The sequence below is a fragment of the Hymenobacter sp. CRA2 genome, assembly GCF_002007105.1.
In the GTDB taxonomy this organism is placed as follows: domain Bacteria; phylum Bacteroidota; class Bacteroidia; order Cytophagales; family Hymenobacteraceae; genus Solirubrum.
Genome location: NZ_MVBC01000014.1, coordinates 1 through 21,532, shown reverse-complemented (window position 1 = coordinate 21,532; position 21,532 = coordinate 1). Strand labels below are relative to the sequence as shown.

Here is a 21,532-nt window from a genome sequence, read left to right as displayed (position 1 = left end):
TTTCCGAGCTATATGAGCACTGCCACGCCCGCAGCCCCCCCGGCCGACGCGGGCTTTGAAAACGTACCCAAGGACGACAAGCGCATCACCCGCGGCTGGACGTTCTACGACTGGGCCAACTCCGTGTACCCGCTGGTCATTACCAGCTCCATCTTCCCGATTTACTGGGGCAGCGTCACCAAAGAACTCAGCCCGCAAACCGACGTGGTCAGCTTCCTGGGCTACCAGGTGCCCGGCTCTTCGCTGCTGACCTACGCCATTTCGGCCGCCTTCCTGATCATCGCGCTGATCAGCCCGTTCCTTACGTCCCTGGCCGACTTCTCGGGGCGCAAGAAGCTGTTCATGCAGATTTTCTGCTACCTCGGGGCCATTTCCTGCGCGGCACTGTTCCTGTTTACGCCCGACACGCTCACGCTGAGCACCTTCATCTTTATTTCGGCTACGGTGGGCTTCTCGGGCTCCATCGTGTTCTACAATAGCTACCTGCCCGTCATCAGCTCGGAGGAAAAGTATGATTCGCTGTCGGCCCGCGGCTTCTCCATGGGCTACATCGGCTCGGTGTTGCTGCTGGTTATGTGCCTGGTGCTCATCATGGGCCACGAGACGTTCGGGCTGGAAACGGGCCTGGCTACGCGCATCGGCTTTCTGCTGACGGGCGTGTGGTGGGCCGGCTTTGCGCAGATTCCCTTCGCCGCGCTGCCCAAGGACCCCGGCCGCCCCGCCGGCGCAGCCACGTCTGATTCGGGCTGGGTGCTCAACGGCTTCCACGAGCTGGGCAAGGTGTGGGACCAGCTCAAGCACCTGCCCAACCTGAAACGCTTCCTGCTGGCCTATTTTACCTACAACATGGGTGTGCAGACGGTGATGTACGTGGCCACCATCTTCGGCGACAAGGAACTGCACCTGGAAAGCACCGCGCTGATTATCACCATTCTGCTGCTGCAAATCGTCGGTATCCTCGGCGCTTACCTGTTTGCCAAGCTCTCGGAGCGCATCGGCAATACGCGGGCGCTGAGCTGGTCGGTGGTTATCTGGGCCCTGATCTGCATTGCCGGCTACTACGTGCAGGCCGGTTGGTCATTCTATGCCCTGGCTTCGGTTATTGGCCTGACGATGGGAGCCGTTCAGAGCCTGTCGCGCAGCACTTATTCCAAGATTATCCCCGAAAACACGCCCAACACGGCCGCCTTCTTCAGCTTCTTCGACGTGACCGAGAAGCTCAGCATCGTGATTGGCACGTTCTCTTTCGGCTACATCGCCCAGATTACCGGCTCGATGCGCAACAGCATCCTGGCGCTGATTGTGTTCTTCATCCTGGGCCTAGTATTCCTGCTCACGCTGCGCGGCAAAAAGCTGCGCGACGAGCCTACCGAAGGCCCCGCGGCCGTGCCTCCGCCGTCCGCCACGCCCAACGTCGGTATGCCGGCGACGCGCTAGACTGGTCCGTTTTCGAAAGCCCTGCTTCACTCCGAAGCAGGGCTTTTTTCTGTTCTTGCCGTAGCCGCAATCCGCTATTGCCAACCTTCCGCTGCGTGGCCGGTTAGGCAAGTCAATAACCCTTTCTCCCATGTCAACCGCTACTGCCCAACCCACCCTGCAGGCCACTTTTGCAGCCGAGCTACAAACCGAGCTGCAACTCACGCGCCGCCTGCTGGAGCGCGTGCCCACCGACCAGTTCGACTGGCGCCCGCACCCCAAATCCATGCCTATCGGCAAGCTGGCCTGGCACATGGCCAACCTCATCGGCTTCCTCGAACTCTCCTTGCAGGGCAGCGAAACCGACATAACGGCCGTGCAGTGGCCCACGCCGGCTACTACCACGGATGAAGTCTTGAGCCGCTTCGACGTCAACGCCGCCAGCATTCAGCAAGTCGTTGCCGGCATCGAAGACGAGCAGCTGCACAGCTCCTGGGCCATGCGCCGCGGCGAGCAGGTGGTGCGCACGCTGCCGCGCGCCGGCGTGCTGCGCGTGCTGGTGCTCAATCACCTCATCCACCACCGCGGGCAGCTGTCGGTGTACCTGCGCCTGCTCGATATTCCGGTACCCGCCATCTACGGCCCCTCGGCCGACGAGAAATAAGCGGGCCATACATCAAGAAAAAGGCCGCTGCCCATGGTTGGGTAGCGGCCTTTTTCTTGGCTATAAGCCGGGCTACTTGGAGCCATGCACTTTCTCCCCCTGGATGTAGGTGCCCAGCACTTTCACCGCGCGCAGTTGGGCGGCCGGGGCGGTCATGATGTCCTGGTCGAGGATGACGAAGTCGGCCCACTTGCCTTTGGTCAGGGTGCCTTTTTTGTCGTCCTCGAAGGCAGCCCAGGCGGCCCATTCGGTCATGCCGCGCAGGGCTTCCTGGCGGGTGAGGGCGTTTTCGGGCTGAAAGCCGCCCTTGGGGAAATTCTTGGCGTCTTGCCGGGCCACGGCGGCGTGGAAGCCAAACAGCGGATTGAGGTACTCCACCGGGAAGTCGGAGCCGAGGGCCACGCGGCCGGTGGCGCGCAGCAGGTCCTTGTAAGCATAGGCGGTTTTCAGCCGCTCGGCGCCCAGCCGCTCGCCGGCCCAGTACATATCGGAGGTAGCGTGGGTGGGCTGCACCGAGGGCACAATGCCGTAGCGCTGAAACTTAGCCACGTCGCCCAGGCTGACCACCTGCGCGTGCTCGATGCGCCAGCGCCGGTCTTTCTGCCCGCGCAGCACCTCGCCGTAGATGTCGAGCAGCAGGCGGTTGGCCGAGTCGCCGATGGCGTGGGTGTTCATCTGGAAAGGACTAGCCGCCAGGCGCTGGGCCAGGTCGCGATATTCCTTCACCGAGGAAAGCAGGAAGCCCGTCTGCTTGGGGCGGTCGGAGTAAGGATGCAGCAGGCAGGCGCCACGTGAGCCAAGGGCCCCGTCGGCGTATACCTTGAAGGAGTTGACGGTGAGCCGGTCGGTGCGGTACGGGCCTTTTTTGAGGTAGTACTGCACGTTGGCCGGCGTGGCGCTGATCATGGCATCCAGCCGGATCTTCAGCTGCTTGGCCTGCTGCAGCGAGTCGATGCGCTCGATCTGGCCGGGCTCCAGGCCGGCGTCGGCGAGGCTGGTGAGGCCCAGTTCCACGCATTCCTGCTGGGCCTGCAGGAGCAGCTTGGCCGCTTCGGCGGGTGTCGGCTCCGGAATCTTGGCCGACACCAGGTCCACCGCGTTGTCGACGAGCAGGCCCGTGAGGCGGCCCTGCGCGTCGCGCTCAATCATGCCACCGCTGATGGGCGTGCGGGCCGTAACGCCGGCCAGGTCCAGCGCTTTCTGGTTGACCAGCGCCGCGTGCCCATCGACGCGGATAATGAACACGGGCACGTCGGGAAACTGCCGGTCCAGCGAGTCTTTGGTCGGAAACTGCTTCACGGCCCAGTCATTCTGGTCCCAGCCGCGGCCCGTCAGCCAGGCGGCCTGCGGGTACTGCCCGCGCTGGGCGCGCAGCTTGCCCAGTACCTCGCTCCAGGAGCCGGTGCCCACTAGGTTGGCGTCGCGCAAACCGAGGGCGTAGCGGTAGAAGTGGCAGTGCGCGTCGTAGAAGCCGGGGTAGATGAACTTGCCGTGCGCGTCGACTTGCTCCTGGGCCTTGTAGCGGCGGCGCACCTCGTCGGAGGAGCCCACGAACAGAATCTGCCCGTCCTGCACGGCGAAGGCCTGCGCTTTGCTGAACGCGGAGTCCACGGGGTAGACGGTGGCGTTGTACACGACCAGATCGGCCGAAGTCTGGGCACTGGGGCAGGCCGTGAGGCCAACCAGCAGGGGCAACATGGCGGCCGACAGGCCGGCCAGCCGCTGCCACGGGCGGAGCGTACGAATCATGCGGCGAAGGTACGCAGCGCGGCCGCTGCTTAGGCTACCTGCGCGTCCTGGGAGGCACACTGCCGCAGCCATGCGCGGGCCTGCTCCTCGTGGGTGAAGCGCGCCAGGTCGTAGGGGCGGCCGTCGAAGTAATCCATCGTGGGCATAGCCCGATCGGTGAGCATGCCCGCCAGCTGGTGCGGGGCCATCAGATACGCCAGGTAGGTGGTGCGGCCCAGGCGCGGCTGCAGCTGCGGAAAGAACTTATCCATCATCCACTGCACGTCGGTGGCATCCACCCCAATCATGCGCTGGCTGGTATCGATAAGCCAGTAGCGGCAGGCGTGCTCGGCCGCCGCATCGAGCAGGCGGGCGTAGCCGCGGTGCAGCTCGAAGGGCATCACCAGCCGCTGCCAGCGGCCCACCAGCAGGCCCGCGTCGGCTTCGTAGTCGATGGATAAGTAATGAGGAGTAGGTGTGGGCATAGGGTAGGGTGGAGGAGAAGGGGTAAAAATAGAAGAGCCTCGGCATCAACTGCCAAGGCTCCCAAAATAAAGTGCAATTCGTCCGGGCGGAATGCGTCTACTCGAAGCGCATGTGCTTCACCGATTCGCCGGAGTTTTTCAGCTCCAGCAAGGACTCGATGCCAATCTGCAAGTGCGACGTCACGTAGTCGGTGGTTACTTTCTTGTCGCTCTCGGCCGTCTTCACTCCCTCCGGCGTCATCGGCTCGTCCGATACTAGCAGCAGGGCGCCGTGCGGAATTTCATTGGCGAAGCCCACCACGAAAATCGTTGCCGTTTCCATGTCCACGGCCATGGCCCGGATCTGCTTCAGGTACTCCTTGAAGTTGTCGTCCTGCTCCCACACGCGGCGGTTGGTGGTGTATACCGTGCCCGTCCAGTAGTCCTTCTCGTACTTCTTGATCATCGACGACACGGCCCGCTGCAGGCGGAAGGAGGGCAGCGCGGGCACTTCCGGCGGCAGGTAGTCATCGGAGGTACCTTCGCCGCGGATGGCGGCGATGGGCAGAATCAGGTCACCGACCTTGGTATTGTGCTTCAGGCCGCCGCACTTGCCCAAGAACAGAGCTGCTTTGGGCTTGATGGCGGAGAGCAGGTCCATCACCGTGGCGGCCATGGGGGAGCCCATGCCGAAATTGATGATGGTGATGCCGTTGGCCGTAGCCGTCTGCATGGGCTTGTCGAGGCCGCGAATGGGCACGTCGAACTGCTTGGCAAACATCTCCACGTAGTTGATGAAGTTGGTCAGCAGGATGTACTGGCCGAACTCCTCCAGCGGCACGCCCGTGTAGCGGGGCAGCCAGTTCTTGACAATATCGGGTTTGGTCTTCATGTAGTATGGGAAGTAGGGGAAGGGGCGTTTGGTTGGGGTGTAGAAACGAAGCCGGCCAAGCGGCGGTTGGTTTCAACCGAAAGCAGCGGGTACAAAAAAACCGTCGCACAAGAACTGAACGACGGCTCTGCGGAGCGAAAAGCGGGTGCAGGAGCCTGACTTAGCCGTACCTTTGGAGGTGATGCAAGCGTTGAACCTGCCGCCTTTCGCCCACAAACTTACGCAATCCGGGGAACATCTGCTGATCTGGGACCAGCTACGGCGCCGCCACGTGGTGTGCACGCCCGAAGAATGGGTGCGTCAGCACGTGGTGAATTACCTGGTGGAGCACCTGGGCTACCCGCGCGGCCTGCTCAGCCTGGAGCGCGGGCATACCTACAACACCCGCCGCAAGCGCACCGATCTGCACGCCCTCGGTCCCGACGGCCAGGCGCTGTTGCTGGTGGAGTGCAAAGCCGCCGCCGTACCGCTCACCGCGGCCGTGACCATGCAGATTGCCACCTACAACCAGACCGTGGGTGCGCCGTTGATGCTCGTCACCAACGGCGTGCAGCACTACTGCTGGCGGGTGCATTCCCTGGAGCGCACCACGCAGGCGCTGACATTCATCCCCACCTACGCCGAGGCGCTGGAGCTGCTGGCGGTGGCGCGGCCGCAGTAAGGCCGGGTATGCGCACCATCGGCGGACGGATTGTTGGGCATTTGCTCGGGGCCAGCTTGCTGCTGGCCTGTCTGGTCGCGTGCCAACCCCGGCCGCGCGTGATTTACCTGGCTTCCTTCGGCGGTGTTTCGGAAGCCCGGGTGCAGTTGGTCCAGCGCGTAATTGGGCAGTTCTACGGCCTGCCGGTGCGCCGCCTGCCCACTCAGCGGCTAGCTGCGGCGGTGCAATGCCCGGTGCGCAGCCGGCCGCGGGCTGCCATGGTACTCGAGCAGCTGCAAGCCCTGCTGCCGGATAGCACCAACGGCAAAATCATTGGGCTGACGACGCAGGACGTGGAAATCAAAAACCGTCGGCAGCCGCACTGGGGCGTGATGGGCCTGGCCAACGACATCGGCGGCGACGCGTGCGTGGTATCCACGTTTCGGCTGGCCGGCAAAACCAACCGCCTGCGCAAAGTCAGCCTGCACGAAATCGGCCACCTGATGAACCTGCCGCACTGCACCGCCGGCACCGCGTACTGCTTCATGAACGATGCCCGCGGCCGCGGGGCCGTGGTGGACCGCACGCAGGAGCGCCTGTGCCCGGCCTGTCGGGCCCGGATGGAATGGTAATAAAGTGGCTGCTTAGCGTGCCAGCGGCTGCGCGGGGGCGGGCCGGTACAGCGCGTTGTCGAGCAGGCCGTTGGTGAAAAACTGTACCACGGCCCGCAGCTCATTGCCGTACTGCTGCCGCTTGGCCGCCGGTGGATTGGCCAGCGGCTCGGCCGGCATATCGTGGGTGCGGTAGGGGTAGAGGCGCACCTGGTTATCGGTGGTCAGCTCGGTCACGTAGTCGTGGTGCACGAGGTAGTGCGTATTGCCCGAGAGAAACAAGGCCCGGCCCGGCGCCGCGGCATCGAACACGGAGTATCCAAACGGCAGGAGCTGGCCGGCGTCGGCCCCCAGGCCCAGAAAGTCGAGCACAGTGGCTGGCACGTCGGCTTGTTGGGTGATTCGGTGTGCATCAGCCAGGGGCAGCGGCCGGCCGGGGTGGAAGAGCAGCAGCGGCGTCTTGTAGGCCCCGAGCAGGTTTTGGTAATCCGGCCGCAACGACTGCGAGGTGTGGTCGGCCAGCAGCACGAACAGGGTATTGCGGTACCAGGGCTGGCGGGCCGCTGCCTGAAAAAAGCGGCGCAGCGCGAAATCGGTGTAGCCGATGGAGGCGTGAATGGGCAGCTCGCCCGGGGCGAAGCGGCCGCGGTACTTCGCCGGCACCGGGAACGGCTCGTGCGAGGTCAGCGTGAACACCGTGGAGAAAAACGGCTGCCGCTGCCGGCTGAGCTGCCGGGCAAAGTACTGTAGGTAAGGCTCGTCGAAAATACCCCAGTGCCCGTCGAAATCGGGGCTGCGGCTGCCGCCGGGGTATTCTTCCAGTCCGAAGTACTGCTGCACGCCTGCTTTGCCGGCAAACACGTTGAAGCCCATCGTACCGTTTTGCGCCCCGTGAAACACGGATGTGGCGTAGCCGCGGCGGCCCAGCAGCTCGCCCAGCCCGTGCAGCTCGTCGGTCTGGAAGTTGGAGGTGATAAACGGCGACTCCATCAGCGCGGGCAGCCCGGCCAGCACCGCCGGCAGCGACTCAATGGAGCGGCGGCCGTTGGCGTAATGCTCGCGCATCAGCAGGGCGCCGGGGCTGGTGGCCAGCGAGTCAAAAAACGGCGTGTAACTGCGCCGGCCGGGGTTTTCGACGCCGTTGTACTCCGAGGCGAAGCTCTCCACCAGGAGAATCACCACGTTGTCGCGCGGCGCGTCGGGGCGCGGGGCGGGGTAATGCGCGGCCAGGGCCTGCTGCAAGGCCGGGGCCGAGGCAAAGTATTCCGGGCGTTCCAGCGTCTTCTGCCCGAAGCTCTTGATGAAGGTGAACGTGCTGTTCAGTGCCACGTGCCCCAGGGAAGGCGGCGTTTGCACGAAGGCGTGGCCGGGCCGCAAGGGCTTCAGCTGCAGGCCGCCCCGAATGCCGAGCACCGCCAGGCCCGCCACCAGCGCCACTTCGGCCATGGCTGTAGCCATGCGGCGCACGTCCCGGCCCGGGGCTTCTGGCGCCGGTGCCGCTGTAGGCGTAGGGTACAGGTACCACAGCAGCCCGAAGAGCACGCCGAAGGGCACGAGCAGAAACCAGTAGTGCCACACCAGCTGCCCGGCCTGCCGCTCAATGTCGCCGGTGATGGTGAACAGCTCGTCGGAAGTGCGCCGCCCGATAAACTTGAAGTACTGGCTGTCGATGATGTTCAGCGCCAGCCCCGGGGCATTCAGCGTGAGGTACACACCGCGCAGGGTGCGTTGCCACGCGCGGCCGTACCACGGCACGAACGAGAGCAGCACAAACGGCAGGTTCAGCAACAGCAGCGCCGACAAATCAAACCGGAAGCCGTGCCAGAACGCCAGCAGCGTCTGCCCCGCCGAGGCGTCGGCGAATACGCCGTGGTTGGCCGCGTAAAACCCGATGCGCAGCAACAGGTACGCGGCCAGCAGCAGCGAAAAGCGGCGCAGCAGCAGGCGAAGTAGGGGAGAAGGCATTCGGGTATTGAGTTAGCGAGTTAATGAGTTGGGGAGTTAATGAGTTAGGGAGTCGGCTTAATGACAACTCCCTAACTCATTAACTCCCCAACTCATTAACGCCTAGTAGTCTTTGCGCAAGCGGATTTTCTGGCCCGGCTTAAGACGGCGGATCTGCTTGTACAAGTTGGCCAGGGACCCCAGCCGCACATCCGTCGGCATGCGGGTCAGGTCGAAGTTTTCGTCCTCGGCCTGAATGCAGTACGGCGGGTACACGGCCAGCAACTCGCCCGGCATCAGGGCACCGCCCCCCAGGTCGCGGAACGTGATGACGGCGCGCAGGTCCAGGGCCTGGTCCGGGAAACGGTCCACGCCCTCGATGAACCGGCCAAAGTTCACCTCCAGGTTCTGGGTTTCGCCGGTTTCGGTATCGAGAAACCACACCTGCCCGCGGCGCAGGAAGAACTGGTTGCCCACGGCGTCCTGCGCAAAGGGCAGGTCTGATTGCTTGATGGAGGTGTAGGTGCGCCAGAAGGCGGTTTCGCCCTGCCAGGCTTCGTGCAGGGAGTGCCAGAGCGGCTCCTTGCAGCAGCCGCGGATGTGAATGCCGCCCAGGTAGGCAATCAGGCCGTTGTGCTGTAGCATAAACGCCTGCATATCAAACGGCAGCAGCTTGAAGGTCGCCGAATCCGAAACCGGCTCCCCGATGTAGGTAATGTCTTGCATCAGCTAGAAAAGCAGTGAATTAACAAAAAGCCTCCCCAGTCGCGTGCGGACGGGAAGGCTTTGGGAAGGAGGAAAGATGAATGAAGAAGGCTGAAAAGCGGTTGGGCTATTTCTTCTTCCTCATTCTTCCCTCTTCATTATTACGCCACGTAGGCCGAGTCGAGCACCTTCGACACGTTGGTCAGCGGCAGGCCCCAGGCTTCGGCTACGCCTTTGTATACCACCTCACCGTTCACCACGTTCAGGCCCAGGCGCAGCGCCGCGTCGCGGGTGCAGGCCTCGCGCCAGCCCAGGTTGGCCAGCTTGACGGCGTAGGGCAGGGTGGCGTTGGTTAGGGCCAGCGTCGAGGTGTAGGGCACCGCGCCGGGCATGTTGGCCACGCAGTAGTGCACCACGTCGTCGATGATGAAAGTCGGGTTTTCGTGGGTCGTGGGCGTGCAGGTCTCGATGCACCCGCCCTGGTCCACGGCCACGTCCACCACCACGGCGCCGGGCTTCATGTCCTTGAGCATCTCGCGCGTCACCAGGTGAGGGGCCTTGGCGCCCGGAATCAGCACGGCGCCAATCACGAGGTCGGCCGTCTTGATGGCTTCGCGGATGTTGTAGTCGTTGGAATACTGGGTCACCACGTTCTTCGGCATGATGTCGTCCAGCTCGCGCAGGCGGTTCAGGCTGATGTCCATGATGGTTACCTGCGCGCCGAGGCCCGCGGCCACTTTAGCGGCGTTGGTACCTACCACGCCGCCGCCCAGGATGAGTACTTGGGCGGGACGCACGCCGGGCACGCCGCCCAGCAGGATGCCACGGCCTTTCAGCGGCTTCTCCAGGTATTTGGCGCCTTCCTGCGGGGCCATGCGGCCGGCCACTTCGCTCATCGGCACCAGCAGGGGCAGCGAGCGGTTGGGCAGCTCCACGGTTTCGTAGGCCAGGCAGGTAGCTTTCCGCTCGATCATGGCGTGCGTCAGCTCCTCCGACGAGGCAAAGTGGAAGTAGGTGAACAGCAGCTGACCTTCTTTGATCAGGCCGTACTCCTCCGAAATCGGCTCCTTCACCTTCACGATCATCTCGGCCTGGCTGTACACCTCCTCGATGGTCGGCAGCAGCAGGGCGCCAGCTTGTTCGTACTCGGCGTCCGAGAAGCCGCTGCCGACGCCGGCGCTGGCTTGTACGTACACCGTGTGGCCCGCCTTGCGGAATTCGGCCACGCCGGCAGGCGTTACGCCCACCCGGTTTTCGTTATTTTTAATCTCCTTCGGTACGCCGATGATCATGGGAATGATGATGGGGATGTGATGACGGGGAAAACGCCGGCAAATATAGGCAAGGTTTGCGCGCGGGCGGGCGGCCAGGGGTTAGTTTGCCCGAAAGATCCTGGCTAGCAGCCATGAGCCCCTGACCGGCAGCAAATAGCTCTGCAGCTATATTGAACCGTTGTTTTGCGCAGCAGAGCTGATTCCCAGTTGAATCGGGCGTGACTCTAAAACCGGTGCTTGTTGCTGGGTATCTCGATGACGCGGGCAAAGCTGCCCGAAGGTGAGTACACTTTGGGGTGGTAAAACAGCTGCAACTGGTACTCCTCGGGGCCGCTCGGGCGCTGGCGGCCGGCGTACTGGCCCAGCGGCAGCTCGTAGGTGGCGCGGTAGGTGGCGTGCGCAGGAACGGTTACGAGCTGGTCTTTGGCACGGCGCATGTGCAGCTCCCAGCGGCGGGCTTCGCCGTTTACCCACACCACCGGCAGGCAGGCTTGCGTCTGGGCCGGGTCCGACACGGTAAAGGGCAGGTCGTTGTTGTTGGTCAGCTCCACCGCCACGCGCACGTTATCGAGGTCGTCGCCGGGCTGAATGGGCGGCAGGCTCACGCGCATTTGCAGGCCGTATTGCGGCGTAGTGACGGGCACCTGCACGTTGCGGGCGCAGCCCGTGAGCAGCGGCGCCGCAGCCGATAGCACGAGCAGGGAGAGTAGCGGAAAACGCATAGGAATACGATGGCTGATGAGAGAGGGAAGGGGCCAACGGACGGCCAACGCACCGCCCTTAAAAAATGATGCCACGACCGGCGGCCGTGGCATCAAAACTGGCAGGAATTTACGAAGTAGGGTCAGCGTCAGGCGGAAAGATTCAAATCAATCGTCCGCGAAATCCGTGCAATTCGTCAAATCCGCTGCAATCCGTGATTCTTACTTGAACGGTACAGCCGCGCCGCCTTCCTTCAGCATGCTCTGCTGGGTGAGGCTGCCCACGATGTTGGCCTTCAGCGTAATCTTGGCGTCGGCGCCGGTGATGTCGTTGGAGTGCAGCGTCACCACGTCGGCCATCTGCCCGATCTGGCGCTGGCTGTACTGCAGCTCGAAGGTGCCCGACTGGCCGGGCTGCAGGGGCTTGGGCATGTTCTTGGCCGTCACGCAGTAGCAGCTGGAGGTAATCGAGCTGATTTCCAGCGGGCTTTTGCCGGTGTTCTTCACCGTGAACTTGGCCACCGGCTGCTGGCCCGTTTCCATCTTGCCGAAGTCCACGGCGGTGCGGTCGAGCACCAGCTTAGGCGACTTGGCCATTTCAGCTGGGGTGTACTTCTTGACCATTTCGGCCTTGTCCACCACCGTGCCCTTGATGGTGAGCATCAGCGTGGGCGTGGCGGCGTTGCTGGTGATGGTCACGGTTTTGTTGAACTGGCCCGGGCGGCCGGCGCTGTTGTAGGCGGCGCGCACAAAGCCCGTTTTGCCCGGCAGGATGGGCGTCTTGGTCCAATCAGGGGTGGTGCAGCCGCAGGAGGCCTGCACGTTGCTGATGACCACGGGCTGGTTACCGGTGTTCTTGAACTTAAACTCGTGGGTGGCCATGTTGCCCTCGGCCACGTTGCTGAAGTCGAACTGGGTTTCGGTGAATTCCATCACGCCCTGCGCCGACGCGCTCAGGGCGGTCAGCAGCACCAGGGCCAGCGTCAGGCGAAGAGAAGTAAAAATGTTGCGCAGCATACGACAAGAGGTTGAACAGCCGAAAGGTAGCAAGCCGCAACCACCACCCGGCACCATGAAGACCGCGTGATGATGGCGTCGGGCCCGGGAACGAAGTGCTCCAGCATGGCCCGTCAGCAAATATAACCATAACGAGCGGGCCCTGTGCAAGCCCAAGGGCAGGTCCGTACCCTAACGCTCGTTTTGCGTACTTTTGCTCGCCTGTCCGAGCGGCCAGGCCGCCCATCCCACCGGGCGCTGCTCCCATCGTATCCCCCGACTCTCAACTGCATGTCCACCGCCGAATCGGCCGTTGCTCCGGCCGCCGCCACGCTTAGCAAGGAAGAACTGCTCCGCGACTACCGCCTTGGCTGGGAAAGCCGGCAGGCGTCGCTCACCGGCCGCAAGGAAGTATTCATGGGCAAAGCCAAATTTGGCATCTTCGGCGACGGCAAAGAGCTGCCGCAGCTGGCCATGGCCCGTGCCTTCCGCCCCGGCGACTGGCGCTCGGGCTACTACCGCGACCAGACCTTCATGTTTGCCATCGGCGAACTGACGCTGCAGCAGTACTTCGCCCAGCTCTACGCTCACCCCGACGTGGAGGCTGAGCCCAGCACCGCTGGCCGCGCCATGAACGGCCACTTCGGCACCCGCATCCTCGACGAGGACGGGCAGTTCAAGAACCTGGCCGAGAGCAAAAACTCCTCCGCTGATATTTCGCCCACCGGCGGGCAGATGCCCCGCCTCGTGGGCCTGGCTTACGCCTCCAAGCTGTTCCGCCACAACCCCGCCCTGCGCGAGCTGACGCAGTTTTCGCACAACGGCGACGAGGTGGCTTTCGGCACCATCGGCAACGCCAGCACCTCGGAGGGCATGTTCTTCGAGGCCATCAATGCCGCTGGCGTGCTCCAGATTCCCATGCTCATGAGTGTGTGGGACGACCACTACGGCATTTCGGTGCCGGCCGAGTACCAGACCACCAAGCAGAGCATTTCGGAAATCCTGGCCGGCTTCCAGCGCAACGCGCCGGGCGAGCAGGGCTTTGAAATCTTCGTGGTGAAAGGCTGGGACTACGCGGCCCTCGTCGATACCTACCAGCGCGCCGCCGAGGTGTGCCGCCGGGAGCACGTGCCGGTGCTCATCCACGTGACCGAGGTGACTCAGCCCCAGGGCCACAGCACCTCCGGCTCGCACGAGCGGTACAAGAGCAAGGACCGCCTGACCTGGGAGCAGGAGTACGACTGCCTGCGCCAGATGCGCCTGTGGCTGCTGCAGGAAGGCCACGCCACCGAAGTGGAGCTGGACCTCATTGAGAGCGAAGCCCGCGAAACCGTGCGCCAGGCCCGCGCCGCCGCCTGGGAAGGCTTCTTCAATCCCGTTAAGGCCGAGCGCGACGAGGCCGTGCAGCTGCTCAACCAGCTGGCTACCGAAACCGGCCGCGAAAACGAGCTGCACGAGCTGATCCACCAGCTGGAGCAGAACCCCACGCCGGTACGCGCCGACATCATGCGGGCTGTGCGCCGCTCCCTGCGCCTGGTGCGCGACGTGAAGCGCAGCGGCGCCCGCGCCGAGTTGCGCCGCTGGCACGAGCAGGCCTTGGCCGACAACGCCGACCGCTACAACTCGCACCTGCACAGCCAGAGCGAAGAATCGGCGCTGCAGGTGGAAGAGGTGAAGGCCGAGTATGCTCCCGACGCCGCGCAAGTCGACGGCCGCGAGGTGCTGCAGGCCTGCTTCGACGCCATCCTGGCCCGCGACCCGCGCGTGTTTGCCATCGGCGAAGACGTGGGCCGCATCGGCGACGTGAACCAGGCCTTTGCCGGCCTGCAGGAGAAGTACGGCGAGCTGCGCGTCACCGACACCGGTATCCGCGAGTGCACCATCGTGGGGCAGGGCATCGGCGCCGCCCTGCGCGGGCTGCGGCCGATTACTGAGATTCAGTACCTGGACTACCTGCTCTACGCCATCCAGATTCTCAGCGACGACCTCGCTTCGCTGCAGTACCGCACCAAGGGCGGGCAGAAGGCGCCGCTCATCGTGCGTACCCGCGGGCACCGGCTGGAAGGCATCTGGCACAGCGGTTCGCCCATTCAGATGATTCTGGGCTCCATCCGCGGCATGCACCTGTGCGTACCCCGCGACATGACGCAGGCCGCCGGCATGTACAACACCCTGCTCAAGAGCGACGAGCCGGCCATCGTCATCGAGCCGCTCAATGGTTACCGCCTCAAGGAGCGCATCCCCACCAACGTGGCCGAATTTACCGTGCCGCTGGGCGTGCCGCAGGTGCTGCGCGAGGGCTCCGACCTGACCATCGTCACCTACGGCTCGATGTGCCGCATCGTGCTGGACGCGGCCAAGCAGCTGGAGCAGGTAGGCATTTCGGTGGAAGTGGTGGACGTGCAGACGCTGCTGCCCTTCGACCGCGAAGGCGTGATTCTGGAGTCGATTCAGAAGACTTCGCGCGTGCTCTTCGCCGACGAGGACGTGCCAGGCGGCGCCACCGCCTACATGCTGCAGCAGGTGCTCGACGAGCAGGGCGGTTACCGCTTCCTCGACTCGCAGCCGCGCTGCCTCTCGGCCCATGCGCACCGCCCGCCCTACGGCTCCGACGGCGACTATTTCTCGAAGCCCAATGCCGAAGACGTGTTCGACGTGGTGTACGAGGTGATGCAGGAAGTTGCCCCGCAGCAGTTCCCGAACATCTACTAGCGCCCGCCAGGGGCCGTAAAACGCCACCGCCCCGCTATCGGCTTGGCCGGCAGCGGGGCGGTGAGTTTTTCAGGCTTCTAGCAGAAGCTTGCTTAGGGCAGCGTTACCGGATCGGTGGTGACGGTGTTGCTTTCGTGCAGGGCGCGGTCGGCAATGCTAATTTCGAAGCGCACCTGGGCGTTGCGGGGGAAGTAGCCCACCGGGAACTTGACGGCCGAGTAGTTCAGCACTCCGCGCAGCGTTTCCTTCTGATCGGGGTTGGCCAGCGGCATGCGCGGGAAGCGGCCGTTGTAGGAAATACCGAAGTTGATCGGGGTCCAGCGACCTTGATCCAGCAGGTAAGGCTGAATGAAGTAGTTGTAGTAGAAGCGGTTACGGCCGCGGGCAGTATATACACCTGTGGTATCATCCAGCGAAAGGCCTAGGTCGCCGTCGCCGTCTTTCCAGTTTAGGCTGATTACCAGCGAGTCCCGGTCGCCGAAGTCGTCCGAGACCCGGTAGCGCTGGATCGGGCCCGCTACTTCAATGGATGGTTCGATAGGGTAGGTAGGAGCGTTTTCGCAGGCTGCCAGCCCCAGGCCGGCGGCGGCTACCAGCAAAGCCGAACGTAAAAGTATGCGCAGCATAAGAAGAAGACTAAGCAGGAAGAGTCAGGATCCGGCGGCAAAAAGTACGCATTTACTTTGCACAGAACGCTGAGCCGGCGCATTTGTTATGCTTTTCCCAAACCCGGTTTGTCCTTAATGAGTTTCCGCGCCAACTACTTGTCCGACCTGGCCCGCGTGACGCCCGCCACGGCCCCCGCGCTGGCTTTGCGCCTGTTCCGCCACCAGGCCCAGCACTGCGCGCCCTACCGCCAGTGGCTGCAGCAGCTGGGCTGCCAGTGGCAGCACGTGGCGCACCTCGAAGAAATACCGTTTCTGCCCATCGAGTTCTTCAAGACGCAGCAGGTTGTGACCCTCACGCCCGACGACGCGTGGCAACCCGCGCAGGTATTTCGCAGCAGCGGCACCACCATGGCGCAGCGCAGCCGCCACCTCGTGCGCGACCCTGAGCTCTACCACCGGCACGCCGCCCGCATCTTCGAGCAGCAGTACGGCCGGCTCAGCGGCTGGACGTTTCTGGCGCTGCTGCCCTCGTACCTGGAGCAGGGCGAGTCGTCGTTGGTGGATATGGTGGAGCACTTCGTGCGGGCCTCGAACCAGACGCAGCAGGAGGCCTTTTTCCTGCACGACCACGAGGCCTTGCTGCTTGCCATGCAGCAGGCCAAACAGGAACAGCCCAGCCGTAAGCTGATGCTCATCGGCGTGACGTACGCACTGCTGGACCTATTGGCGGCGTACCCTGGGCACCCGGCTTTGGCCCTGCCGGATGCCGTGCTGGAAACGGGCGGCATGAAGGGCCGGCGGCGCGAAATGATTCGCGAGGAGCTGCACGCCGAGCTGATGGCCGGTTTCAGCCAGCAGGTCATTCACTCTGAATATGGTATGACGGAGTTGCTGTCGCAGGCCTATAGCCCCGGCAATGGCTTGTTCTACGCCCCGGCTGCCCTGCAAATCCTGCTGCGGGAGCCTACCGACCCGTTCAGCCCCGATTTTGAGCGTGCCGCCGGCGCCATCAACGTCATCGACCTGGCCAACGTGGACAGCTGCGCCTTCCTTGAAACCCGCGACCTGGGCCGCCGCCACCCCGACGGCTCCTTTGAGGTGCTGGGCCGCCTGGACAACTCCGATATCCGGGGCTGCAGTCAGCTGGCGGGGTAGAGCCGGCTCACTTGGTTGTCATTGCGAGGACGCAGGACATTCCGCGCATCAAGCGGCGTCAACCCTTCCTCTCGCGGCACAAACGGTACAGACCGTACCAAACGCGAAGCACCGCTCGAAACCACAGATGCTGGTTTTGGGCGGTGCTTCTCGTTTGGTCGGCACGCTGGCCAGGACCGATTGCTTCGGCTACGCCTCGCAATGACAGCGGGGGCTACCGCTTACTTGCCGGCGAAGCTCTTCGCGTCGTCCTCCGTAATCGGGTCGCCGCCCATGATGACGAGGCGCTCCACCACGTTGCGCAGCTCGCGGATGTTGCCGCGCCAGTCGAGGCCCTGCAGGTACTTCATGCCATCGGGGCTGATCTTCTTGGGCTTGGTGCCGTAGTCGCCCCCGATGTCGGCCAGGAACTTTTCCACCAAGGCCGGAATGTCGTCGCGGCGGTCGTTGAGCGCGGGCACTTGGATGAGGATGACCGAGAGCCGATGGTAAAGGTCTTCGCGAAAGTTGCGGTCGGCAATTTCCTGCAGCAGGTTTTTGTTGGTGGCGGCCACCACGCGCACGTTCACGCTGATTTCCTTTTCGCCGCCCACGCGGGTAATCTTGTTTTCCTGCAGGGCGCGCAGCACCTTGGCCTGAGCCGAAAGGCTCATATCGCCGATTTCGTCGAGGAACAGGGTGCCGCCGTCGGCTTGCTCGAACTTACCGATGCGCTGCTTCACGGCCGAGGTGAACGAGCCTTTTTCGTGGCCGAACAGCTCCGACTCGATCAACTCCGAAGGAATGGCGGCGCAGTTCACCTCCACCATCGGGCCACCGGCGCGGTTGCTCAGCTCGTGAATCTGGCGGGCCACCATTTCCTTGCCGGCGCCGTTGGGGCCCGTCACCAGCACGCGGGCATCGGTAGGGGCGACTTTCTCGATGGCCTTGCGCACGGCTTCGAGGGCGGGGGAGGAGCCCACCATTTCCGAGCTCTTGGCAATTTTCTTCTTCAGCGTCTTGGTTTCCGTCACCAGTTTGCTGCGGTCCAGGGCGTTGCGCACCGTTACCAGTAGGCGGTTCAGGTCCGGGGGCTTGGGGATGAAGTCGAAGGCGCCTTTCTTGGTGGCGTCCACGGCCATTTCGATGTTGCCGTGGGCCGACACCATGATGAAGGCCGTATCGGGCGAAATTTTCTGGGCGCGCTCCAGCACTTCGAGGCCGTCCATCTTGGGCATTTTTACGTCGCAGAGCACCACGTCGTACTTGTCCTTGATGAGCATGTCGAGGCCGGCCGGCCCGTCTTCGGCTTGGTCGACGGTATAGTTCTCAAACTCGAGGATTTCCTTGAGCGTGTAGCGGATGGCTTTTTCGTCGTCGATGATGAGGATGCGAGGCATGTAGCAACGGGTATGTCAGTCGGAGACCAAAGTAACGAAAAGCGGGGCGTCGGCGGTTGGTTCCCGGCAGAGTAGCACGCGCTACGGCCCATAATCCAAAATTGAAATTTTAGGCTGTGTAGCATCAGAACGTAACCGCAAGTCAGCCCTTACCAGACTGCGCTTCGAATCCCGCCAAGGCTACAAGCCCGGTCGGCTTTCCTCGTCTGATGCTGCCCGCAGCGGTAAGGCGACAACCCCGCCCCGGCCGACGCAGTAAGTGCCTAGCACTGCGCAGTCAGGCAGGGTTGAGGCAGGGCATGTGCGTGCCTCCATCCTTGTTGACACTGAACAGGAGCCTTGTACGTCGTCACGTCGATAAACGCCAACTGTTCAACGGCAAGGCGCAAGTGGGTGTCTCTACAGCCGGCTAAGGTGCTTCCGTTTACCTTCGCCCTCTGCAATCCGACCTTGACTATTTGCCTTTCATGAAAACCTCCGTACTCCGCTATTTATTGCTGCCCGCGGCGCTCGTCGGCAGCCTGTCCCTGTACGCCCTGCGCAGCGAAGAGCGCGTGGTGCCCGACCCCGACAACGCCGGCCTGAAGCTGCCCGCAGGCTTTAAAGCCCTGGTAGCAGCCGAAACCGGCGGCCGCGCCCGCCACATTACCGTCACGCCGCAGGGCTTGATTTACGTGAAGCTGAACCGCCCCAACGCGGCCGGCAAGGGGATTCTGACCCTGCGCAGCACCGCTACCGGCAAGGCTGAAGCGGTGGGCGGGTTCGGTAACTACGGCGGCACCGGCATCTACGCCAAAGGTGGCTACCTCTACGCCTCGTCCGACGAGGAAGTGTTCCGCTACCAGCTCAATGCCAAGGGCGAAGTCGTGAACCCCGACAAGCCGGAGAAAGTGGTGACGGGCCTCATCAACCGGCGCCAGCACGAGAGCAAGTCGGTGGTGGTCGACAACGACGGCAACCTGTACGTGAACGTGGGCGCGTACTCCAACTCCTGCCAGGTGAAGGACCGGCAGAAAGGCTCCCTGGGCCAGCCCAATTGCCCGATTCTGGACTCGGCGGGCGGCATCTGGCAGTTCCGGGCCGATAAGCTGAACCAGAACTACGGCACCGGCACGCGCTACGCCACCGGCCTGCGCAACGTGGTCGGCCTCGACTGGAACGCGCAGGCGGGCCAACTCTTCGTGATTCAGCACGGCCGCGACCAACTGCACGACATCTTCCCCGAGATGTATACCACCCAGCAGTCGGCGGAGCTGCCGGCCGAGTGCCTGTACGCGCTGAAGAAAGGTGACAACGCCGGCTGGCCCTACATGTACTACGACGGGCAGCAGCGCAAGAAAATGATGGCACCCGAGTACGGCGGTGACGGTAAGAAAGAGGCTACCGGCAACTTCATCGAGCCGGCGGCGGCATTCCCGGCCCACACCGCGCCCAACGGCCTGCTGTTCTACACCGGCACCCTGTTCCCCGAGAGGTACCGCAACGGCGCGTTCATCGCCTTCCACGGCTCCTGGAACCGCGCCCCCGAGCCGCAGAAAGGCTACTACGTGGTGTTTCAGCCCTTCAAGAACGGTAAGCCCTCCGGCGACTGGGAAATCTTTGCCGACAACTTCGCCGGCGACGCGGCCAAAGCTGCTGCCGGCCGCCCCGACCACAAGCCCTGCGGCTTAGCCCAAGGCCCGGACGGCTCGCTCTACGTCACCGACGACAAGAAGGGCACCATCTTCCGCATTGTGTACCAGAAGTAAGCCTGCTATGAAATTCGCTCTGGTAACTCTGCTCGGTCTGCTGATTGGCGCAACTCCTGCTGCCCTGGCGCAGCAAAAGAAACCCACGCCGAAGGGCAAAACCGCCGCTAAGCCAGCTGTTTCGGGCGCTGTGACGCCGGCCATGCTGGCCGCCGGCAAAACTATCTACACCCAAAACTGCCTCACCTGCCACATGGCCGACGGCGGCGGAGTAGAGACCATGAATCCGCCGCTGAGCAAAACCACCTGGGTGCTCGGCGAAAAAACCCGCCTGATCAAGGTGCTGCTCAACGGCCTGCAGGACCAAGACATCGACGGGGAGCCGTACCGCAACGTGATGCCTGCCCAGGACCTCACCGACCAGCAGATTGCCGACGTGCTGACCTACGTGCGCAACAGCTTCGGTAACAAAGCTTCGGCTGTGAAAGCAGCGGAAGTGAAAGCCGTGCGAGCCTCGAATAAGTAGTCAAAACGCTCTTAGCCGTAAAAGGCGGGCGGTTCACCCCGCTGTCATTGCGAGGAAGAATGACGAAGCAATCGGTCCTGTACAATGTGCCAACCGTACAAATGAGCACCGCCCGGAACCAGTAGCTACAGTTTCTGGCGGTGCTGTTTTCGGTTGGTGGGTCTTGTGCTGTTTCTGCTACTAGGGGAAGGATTGACGCCGCTTGATGCGCGGAATGTCTTGCCTCCTCGCAATGACAGCGGGGTGAACCGCCGCTTGACCTCATCCTGTCAGCACTATTTCTCCTAAACATGGAACCGGCCGCCGCTGCTTGTGCAACGACGGCCGGTTCCATGTTTAGGTGATGCGCCTGTAAGCCGGGTTCTGTCCGCCGCCTTGCGGCTGCGGCCCCACCATTTATCTAGGCCCGAACTCGCGCGCGGGCTCCATCAGCCTACCCGCCGACACCGGGCGAGCCACCCGGTGCGAGGCCTTGCGGCCCCGCCTGCCGGCCTATTTGGCCTTTCAACCCCTGAGGTTTACCCAGCCGGACGGTCACCCGCCCGCTGGTGCGCTCTTACCGCACCTTTTCACCCTTACCGGATGGTGAGTTGGTGAAATTGTGAAATGGTGAGTGCCGTTGAACGTCAAACTCACTAGTTCACCAATCACCATTTCACCGCCTGGCGGTAGTTTTCTGTGGCACTTGCTGTCCGGCGGCCGTTCCCAGCCGCCGTCCTTCCCGTTAGGAAGCAGGGCGCTCTGCGTTGCCCGGACTTTCCTCTCCGCTCCCCGGTTGCCCGGTTCGCGCAGCGGTAGGGCGGCGCATCACTTGCGGGCAAAGGTAGGGCTAATCTTCACTTGCAGCCGCGCCTGACTGTCCATCGGTCATGGGCGGGTACTGCGAAATCATTAAATCTGCCCCAATACAGCCCAAGCGCGCCAATAATTCAGCAGGAAAGGAGTCAATCTGGATGCCCACCTTTTCGTCGAACATTCGGGTGCTGAAGCCAAAATCTAGTCGGCACCAATACTCGTCGCAGCATCGAATCAGCTGGCCGATCTGGAGTAAATCAGCTTCATGTTCGCGCAGGAAGCCAAGTGTGTCTTCTATCTGAAGCTCCAGATCATCGAAATCGGCATTGCTGGTGTCAAAAGACAGGCCCGAATATTCCTGCCGGCCATTACGGTCGCCAGCCCGAAAAATGCTGTCAGGTGTCCTTGCTAGCGTGGGCGTTAAAGCGTCTACATCAAGGTTTTTTGCGGCGAAAGTCAGGTGGCAAGGCATTGTCAAGTAGGTTATAGCAGATTCACAGACAATGTAGCTGCTGGCGCTCCGCGTACGTAAGCGGCTGTATGCAAGCATACTCGATGGATTTGCGTCAGCGCGTGGCGCAGGCGCTGGCCGAGCCGGGCGCCCGGCAGGCCCAAGTGGCCGCGCGCTTTTGCG

At 63.0% G+C, this 21,532-nt stretch carries 19 protein-coding genes and 1 other RNA gene; 8 read left to right on the top strand and 12 right to left on the bottom strand.

The window, feature by feature from the left end; all coding sequences use genetic code 11:
* Positions 1-12: 12 nt before the first annotated feature.
* Both B0919_RS19515 and B0919_RS19510 read left to right on the top strand, forming a co-directional pair.
* On the top strand, positions 13-1,437 hold the full coding sequence (locus B0919_RS19515; protein WP_078013972.1) for an MFS transporter: 1,425 nt from the start codon (positions 13-15) through the stop codon (positions 1,435-1,437).
* A 130-nt stretch (positions 1,438-1,567) separates the two neighbouring features.
* On the top strand, positions 1,568-2,080 hold the full coding sequence (locus tag B0919_RS19510) for a DinB family protein (RefSeq protein ID WP_078013971.1): 513 nt from the start codon (positions 1,568-1,570) through the stop codon (positions 2,078-2,080).
* Positions 2,081-2,152: 72 nt separating this feature from the next.
* On the opposite strand, the gene B0919_RS19505 is transcribed toward B0919_RS19510, so the two are convergent.
* From B0919_RS19505 to B0919_RS19495, 3 genes are all read right to left on the bottom strand, one after another.
* Positions 2,153-3,829 (bottom strand): amidohydrolase, encoded by a 1,677-nt coding sequence (locus B0919_RS19505; protein WP_078013970.1) that lies wholly within the window; start codon positions 3,827-3,829, stop codon positions 2,153-2,155.
* 29 nt (positions 3,830-3,858) lie between these two features.
* Positions 3,859-4,293, bottom strand: coding sequence for a hypothetical protein (locus B0919_RS19500; protein ID WP_078013969.1), 435 nt, complete (start codon positions 4,291-4,293; stop codon positions 3,859-3,861).
* 97 nt (positions 4,294-4,390) lie between these two features.
* A complete protein-coding gene (locus tag B0919_RS19495) occupies positions 4,391-5,164 on the bottom strand; it encodes an AMP nucleosidase (protein ID WP_078013968.1) in 774 nt (257 codons plus the stop codon).
* Between the two features lie 181 nt (positions 5,165-5,345).
* On the opposite strand from B0919_RS19495, the gene B0919_RS19490 reads away from it, so the two are divergent.
* A complete protein-coding gene (locus B0919_RS19490) occupies positions 5,346-5,825 on the top strand; it encodes a type I restriction enzyme HsdR N-terminal domain-containing protein (RefSeq protein WP_078014069.1) in 480 nt (159 codons plus the stop codon).
* Positions 5,826-5,923: 98 nt separating this feature from the next.
* A complete protein-coding gene (locus B0919_RS19485) occupies positions 5,924-6,436 on the top strand; it encodes an archaemetzincin (protein ID WP_176133141.1) in 513 nt (170 codons plus the stop codon).
* Positions 6,437-6,448: 12 nt separating this feature from the next.
* On the opposite strand, the gene B0919_RS19480 is transcribed toward B0919_RS19485, so the two are convergent.
* The 5 genes from B0919_RS19480 to B0919_RS24880 form a co-directional block, all read right to left on the bottom strand.
* The gene (locus tag B0919_RS19480) at positions 6,449-8,380 is read right to left on the bottom strand and encodes an LTA synthase family protein (RefSeq protein WP_078013966.1); all 1,932 of its coding nucleotides are present in this window, start codon (positions 8,378-8,380) and stop codon (positions 6,449-6,451) included.
* Positions 8,381-8,482: 102 nt separating this feature from the next.
* Complete coding sequence (locus tag B0919_RS19475) at positions 8,483-9,085, bottom strand: SMI1/KNR4 family protein (RefSeq protein ID WP_078013965.1); 603 nt, start codon at positions 9,083-9,085, stop codon at positions 8,483-8,485.
* Positions 9,086-9,225: 140 nt separating this feature from the next.
* Positions 9,226-10,356, bottom strand: coding sequence for an alanine dehydrogenase (gene ald / locus B0919_RS19470; RefSeq protein ID WP_078013964.1), 1,131 nt, complete (start codon positions 10,354-10,356; stop codon positions 9,226-9,228).
* Positions 10,357-10,562: 206 nt separating this feature from the next.
* Positions 10,563-11,060 (bottom strand): hypothetical protein, encoded by a 498-nt coding sequence (locus B0919_RS19465; RefSeq protein WP_078013963.1) that lies wholly within the window; start codon positions 11,058-11,060, stop codon positions 10,563-10,565.
* A gap of 201 nt (positions 11,061-11,261) precedes the next feature.
* Positions 11,262-12,056 carry a DUF1573 domain-containing protein gene (locus B0919_RS24880; protein ID WP_139362268.1) on the bottom strand — a complete coding sequence of 265 codons (795 nt, stop codon included), beginning with the start codon at positions 12,054-12,056 and terminating at the stop codon, positions 11,262-11,264.
* 270 nt (positions 12,057-12,326) lie between these two features.
* On the opposite strand from B0919_RS24880, the gene B0919_RS19455 reads away from it, so the two are divergent.
* On the top strand, positions 12,327-14,747 hold the full coding sequence (locus B0919_RS19455) for a thiamine pyrophosphate-dependent enzyme (protein ID WP_078013962.1): 2,421 nt from the start codon (positions 12,327-12,329) through the stop codon (positions 14,745-14,747).
* A gap of 92 nt (positions 14,748-14,839) precedes the next feature.
* Here the strand turns inward: B0919_RS19455 and B0919_RS19450 are convergent, their stop codons facing one another.
* Positions 14,840-15,373 (bottom strand): hypothetical protein, encoded by a 534-nt coding sequence (locus tag B0919_RS19450; protein WP_139362267.1) that lies wholly within the window; start codon positions 15,371-15,373, stop codon positions 14,840-14,842.
* 117 nt (positions 15,374-15,490) lie between these two features.
* Here B0919_RS19450 and B0919_RS19445 point away from each other — a divergent pair, with 117 nt between their 5' ends.
* Positions 15,491-16,510 (top strand): acyl transferase, encoded by a 1,020-nt coding sequence (locus B0919_RS19445; RefSeq protein ID WP_078013960.1) that lies wholly within the window; start codon positions 15,491-15,493, stop codon positions 16,508-16,510.
* 221 nt (positions 16,511-16,731) lie between these two features.
* On the opposite strand, the gene B0919_RS19440 is transcribed toward B0919_RS19445, so the two are convergent.
* Positions 16,732-17,889, bottom strand: a complete 1,158-nt coding sequence (locus B0919_RS19440) for a sigma-54-dependent transcriptional regulator (protein WP_078013959.1) — start codon at positions 17,887-17,889, stop codon at positions 16,732-16,734.
* Between the two features lie 467 nt (positions 17,890-18,356).
* Between B0919_RS19440 and B0919_RS19435 the strand changes: the two genes are divergently transcribed.
* Both B0919_RS19435 and B0919_RS19430 read left to right on the top strand, forming a co-directional pair.
* Entirely contained in the window at positions 18,357-19,637 is a 1,281-nt protein-coding gene (locus B0919_RS19435; protein WP_078013958.1) for a PQQ-dependent sugar dehydrogenase, read from the top strand.
* A gap of 7 nt (positions 19,638-19,644) precedes the next feature.
* Positions 19,645-20,103 (top strand): c-type cytochrome, encoded by a 459-nt coding sequence (locus tag B0919_RS19430; RefSeq protein WP_078013957.1) that lies wholly within the window; start codon positions 19,645-19,647, stop codon positions 20,101-20,103.
* Between the two features lie 336 nt (positions 20,104-20,439).
* Here the strand turns inward: B0919_RS19430 and rnpB are convergent.
* Positions 20,440-20,914, bottom strand: an RNA gene (rnpB, locus tag B0919_RS19425) — RNase P RNA component class A.
* Positions 20,915-20,932: 18 nt separating this feature from the next.
* On the bottom strand, positions 20,933-21,370 hold the full coding sequence (locus B0919_RS19420; protein ID WP_078013956.1) for a hypothetical protein: 438 nt from the start codon (positions 21,368-21,370) through the stop codon (positions 20,933-20,935).
* Positions 21,371-21,532 lie beyond the last annotated feature (162 nt).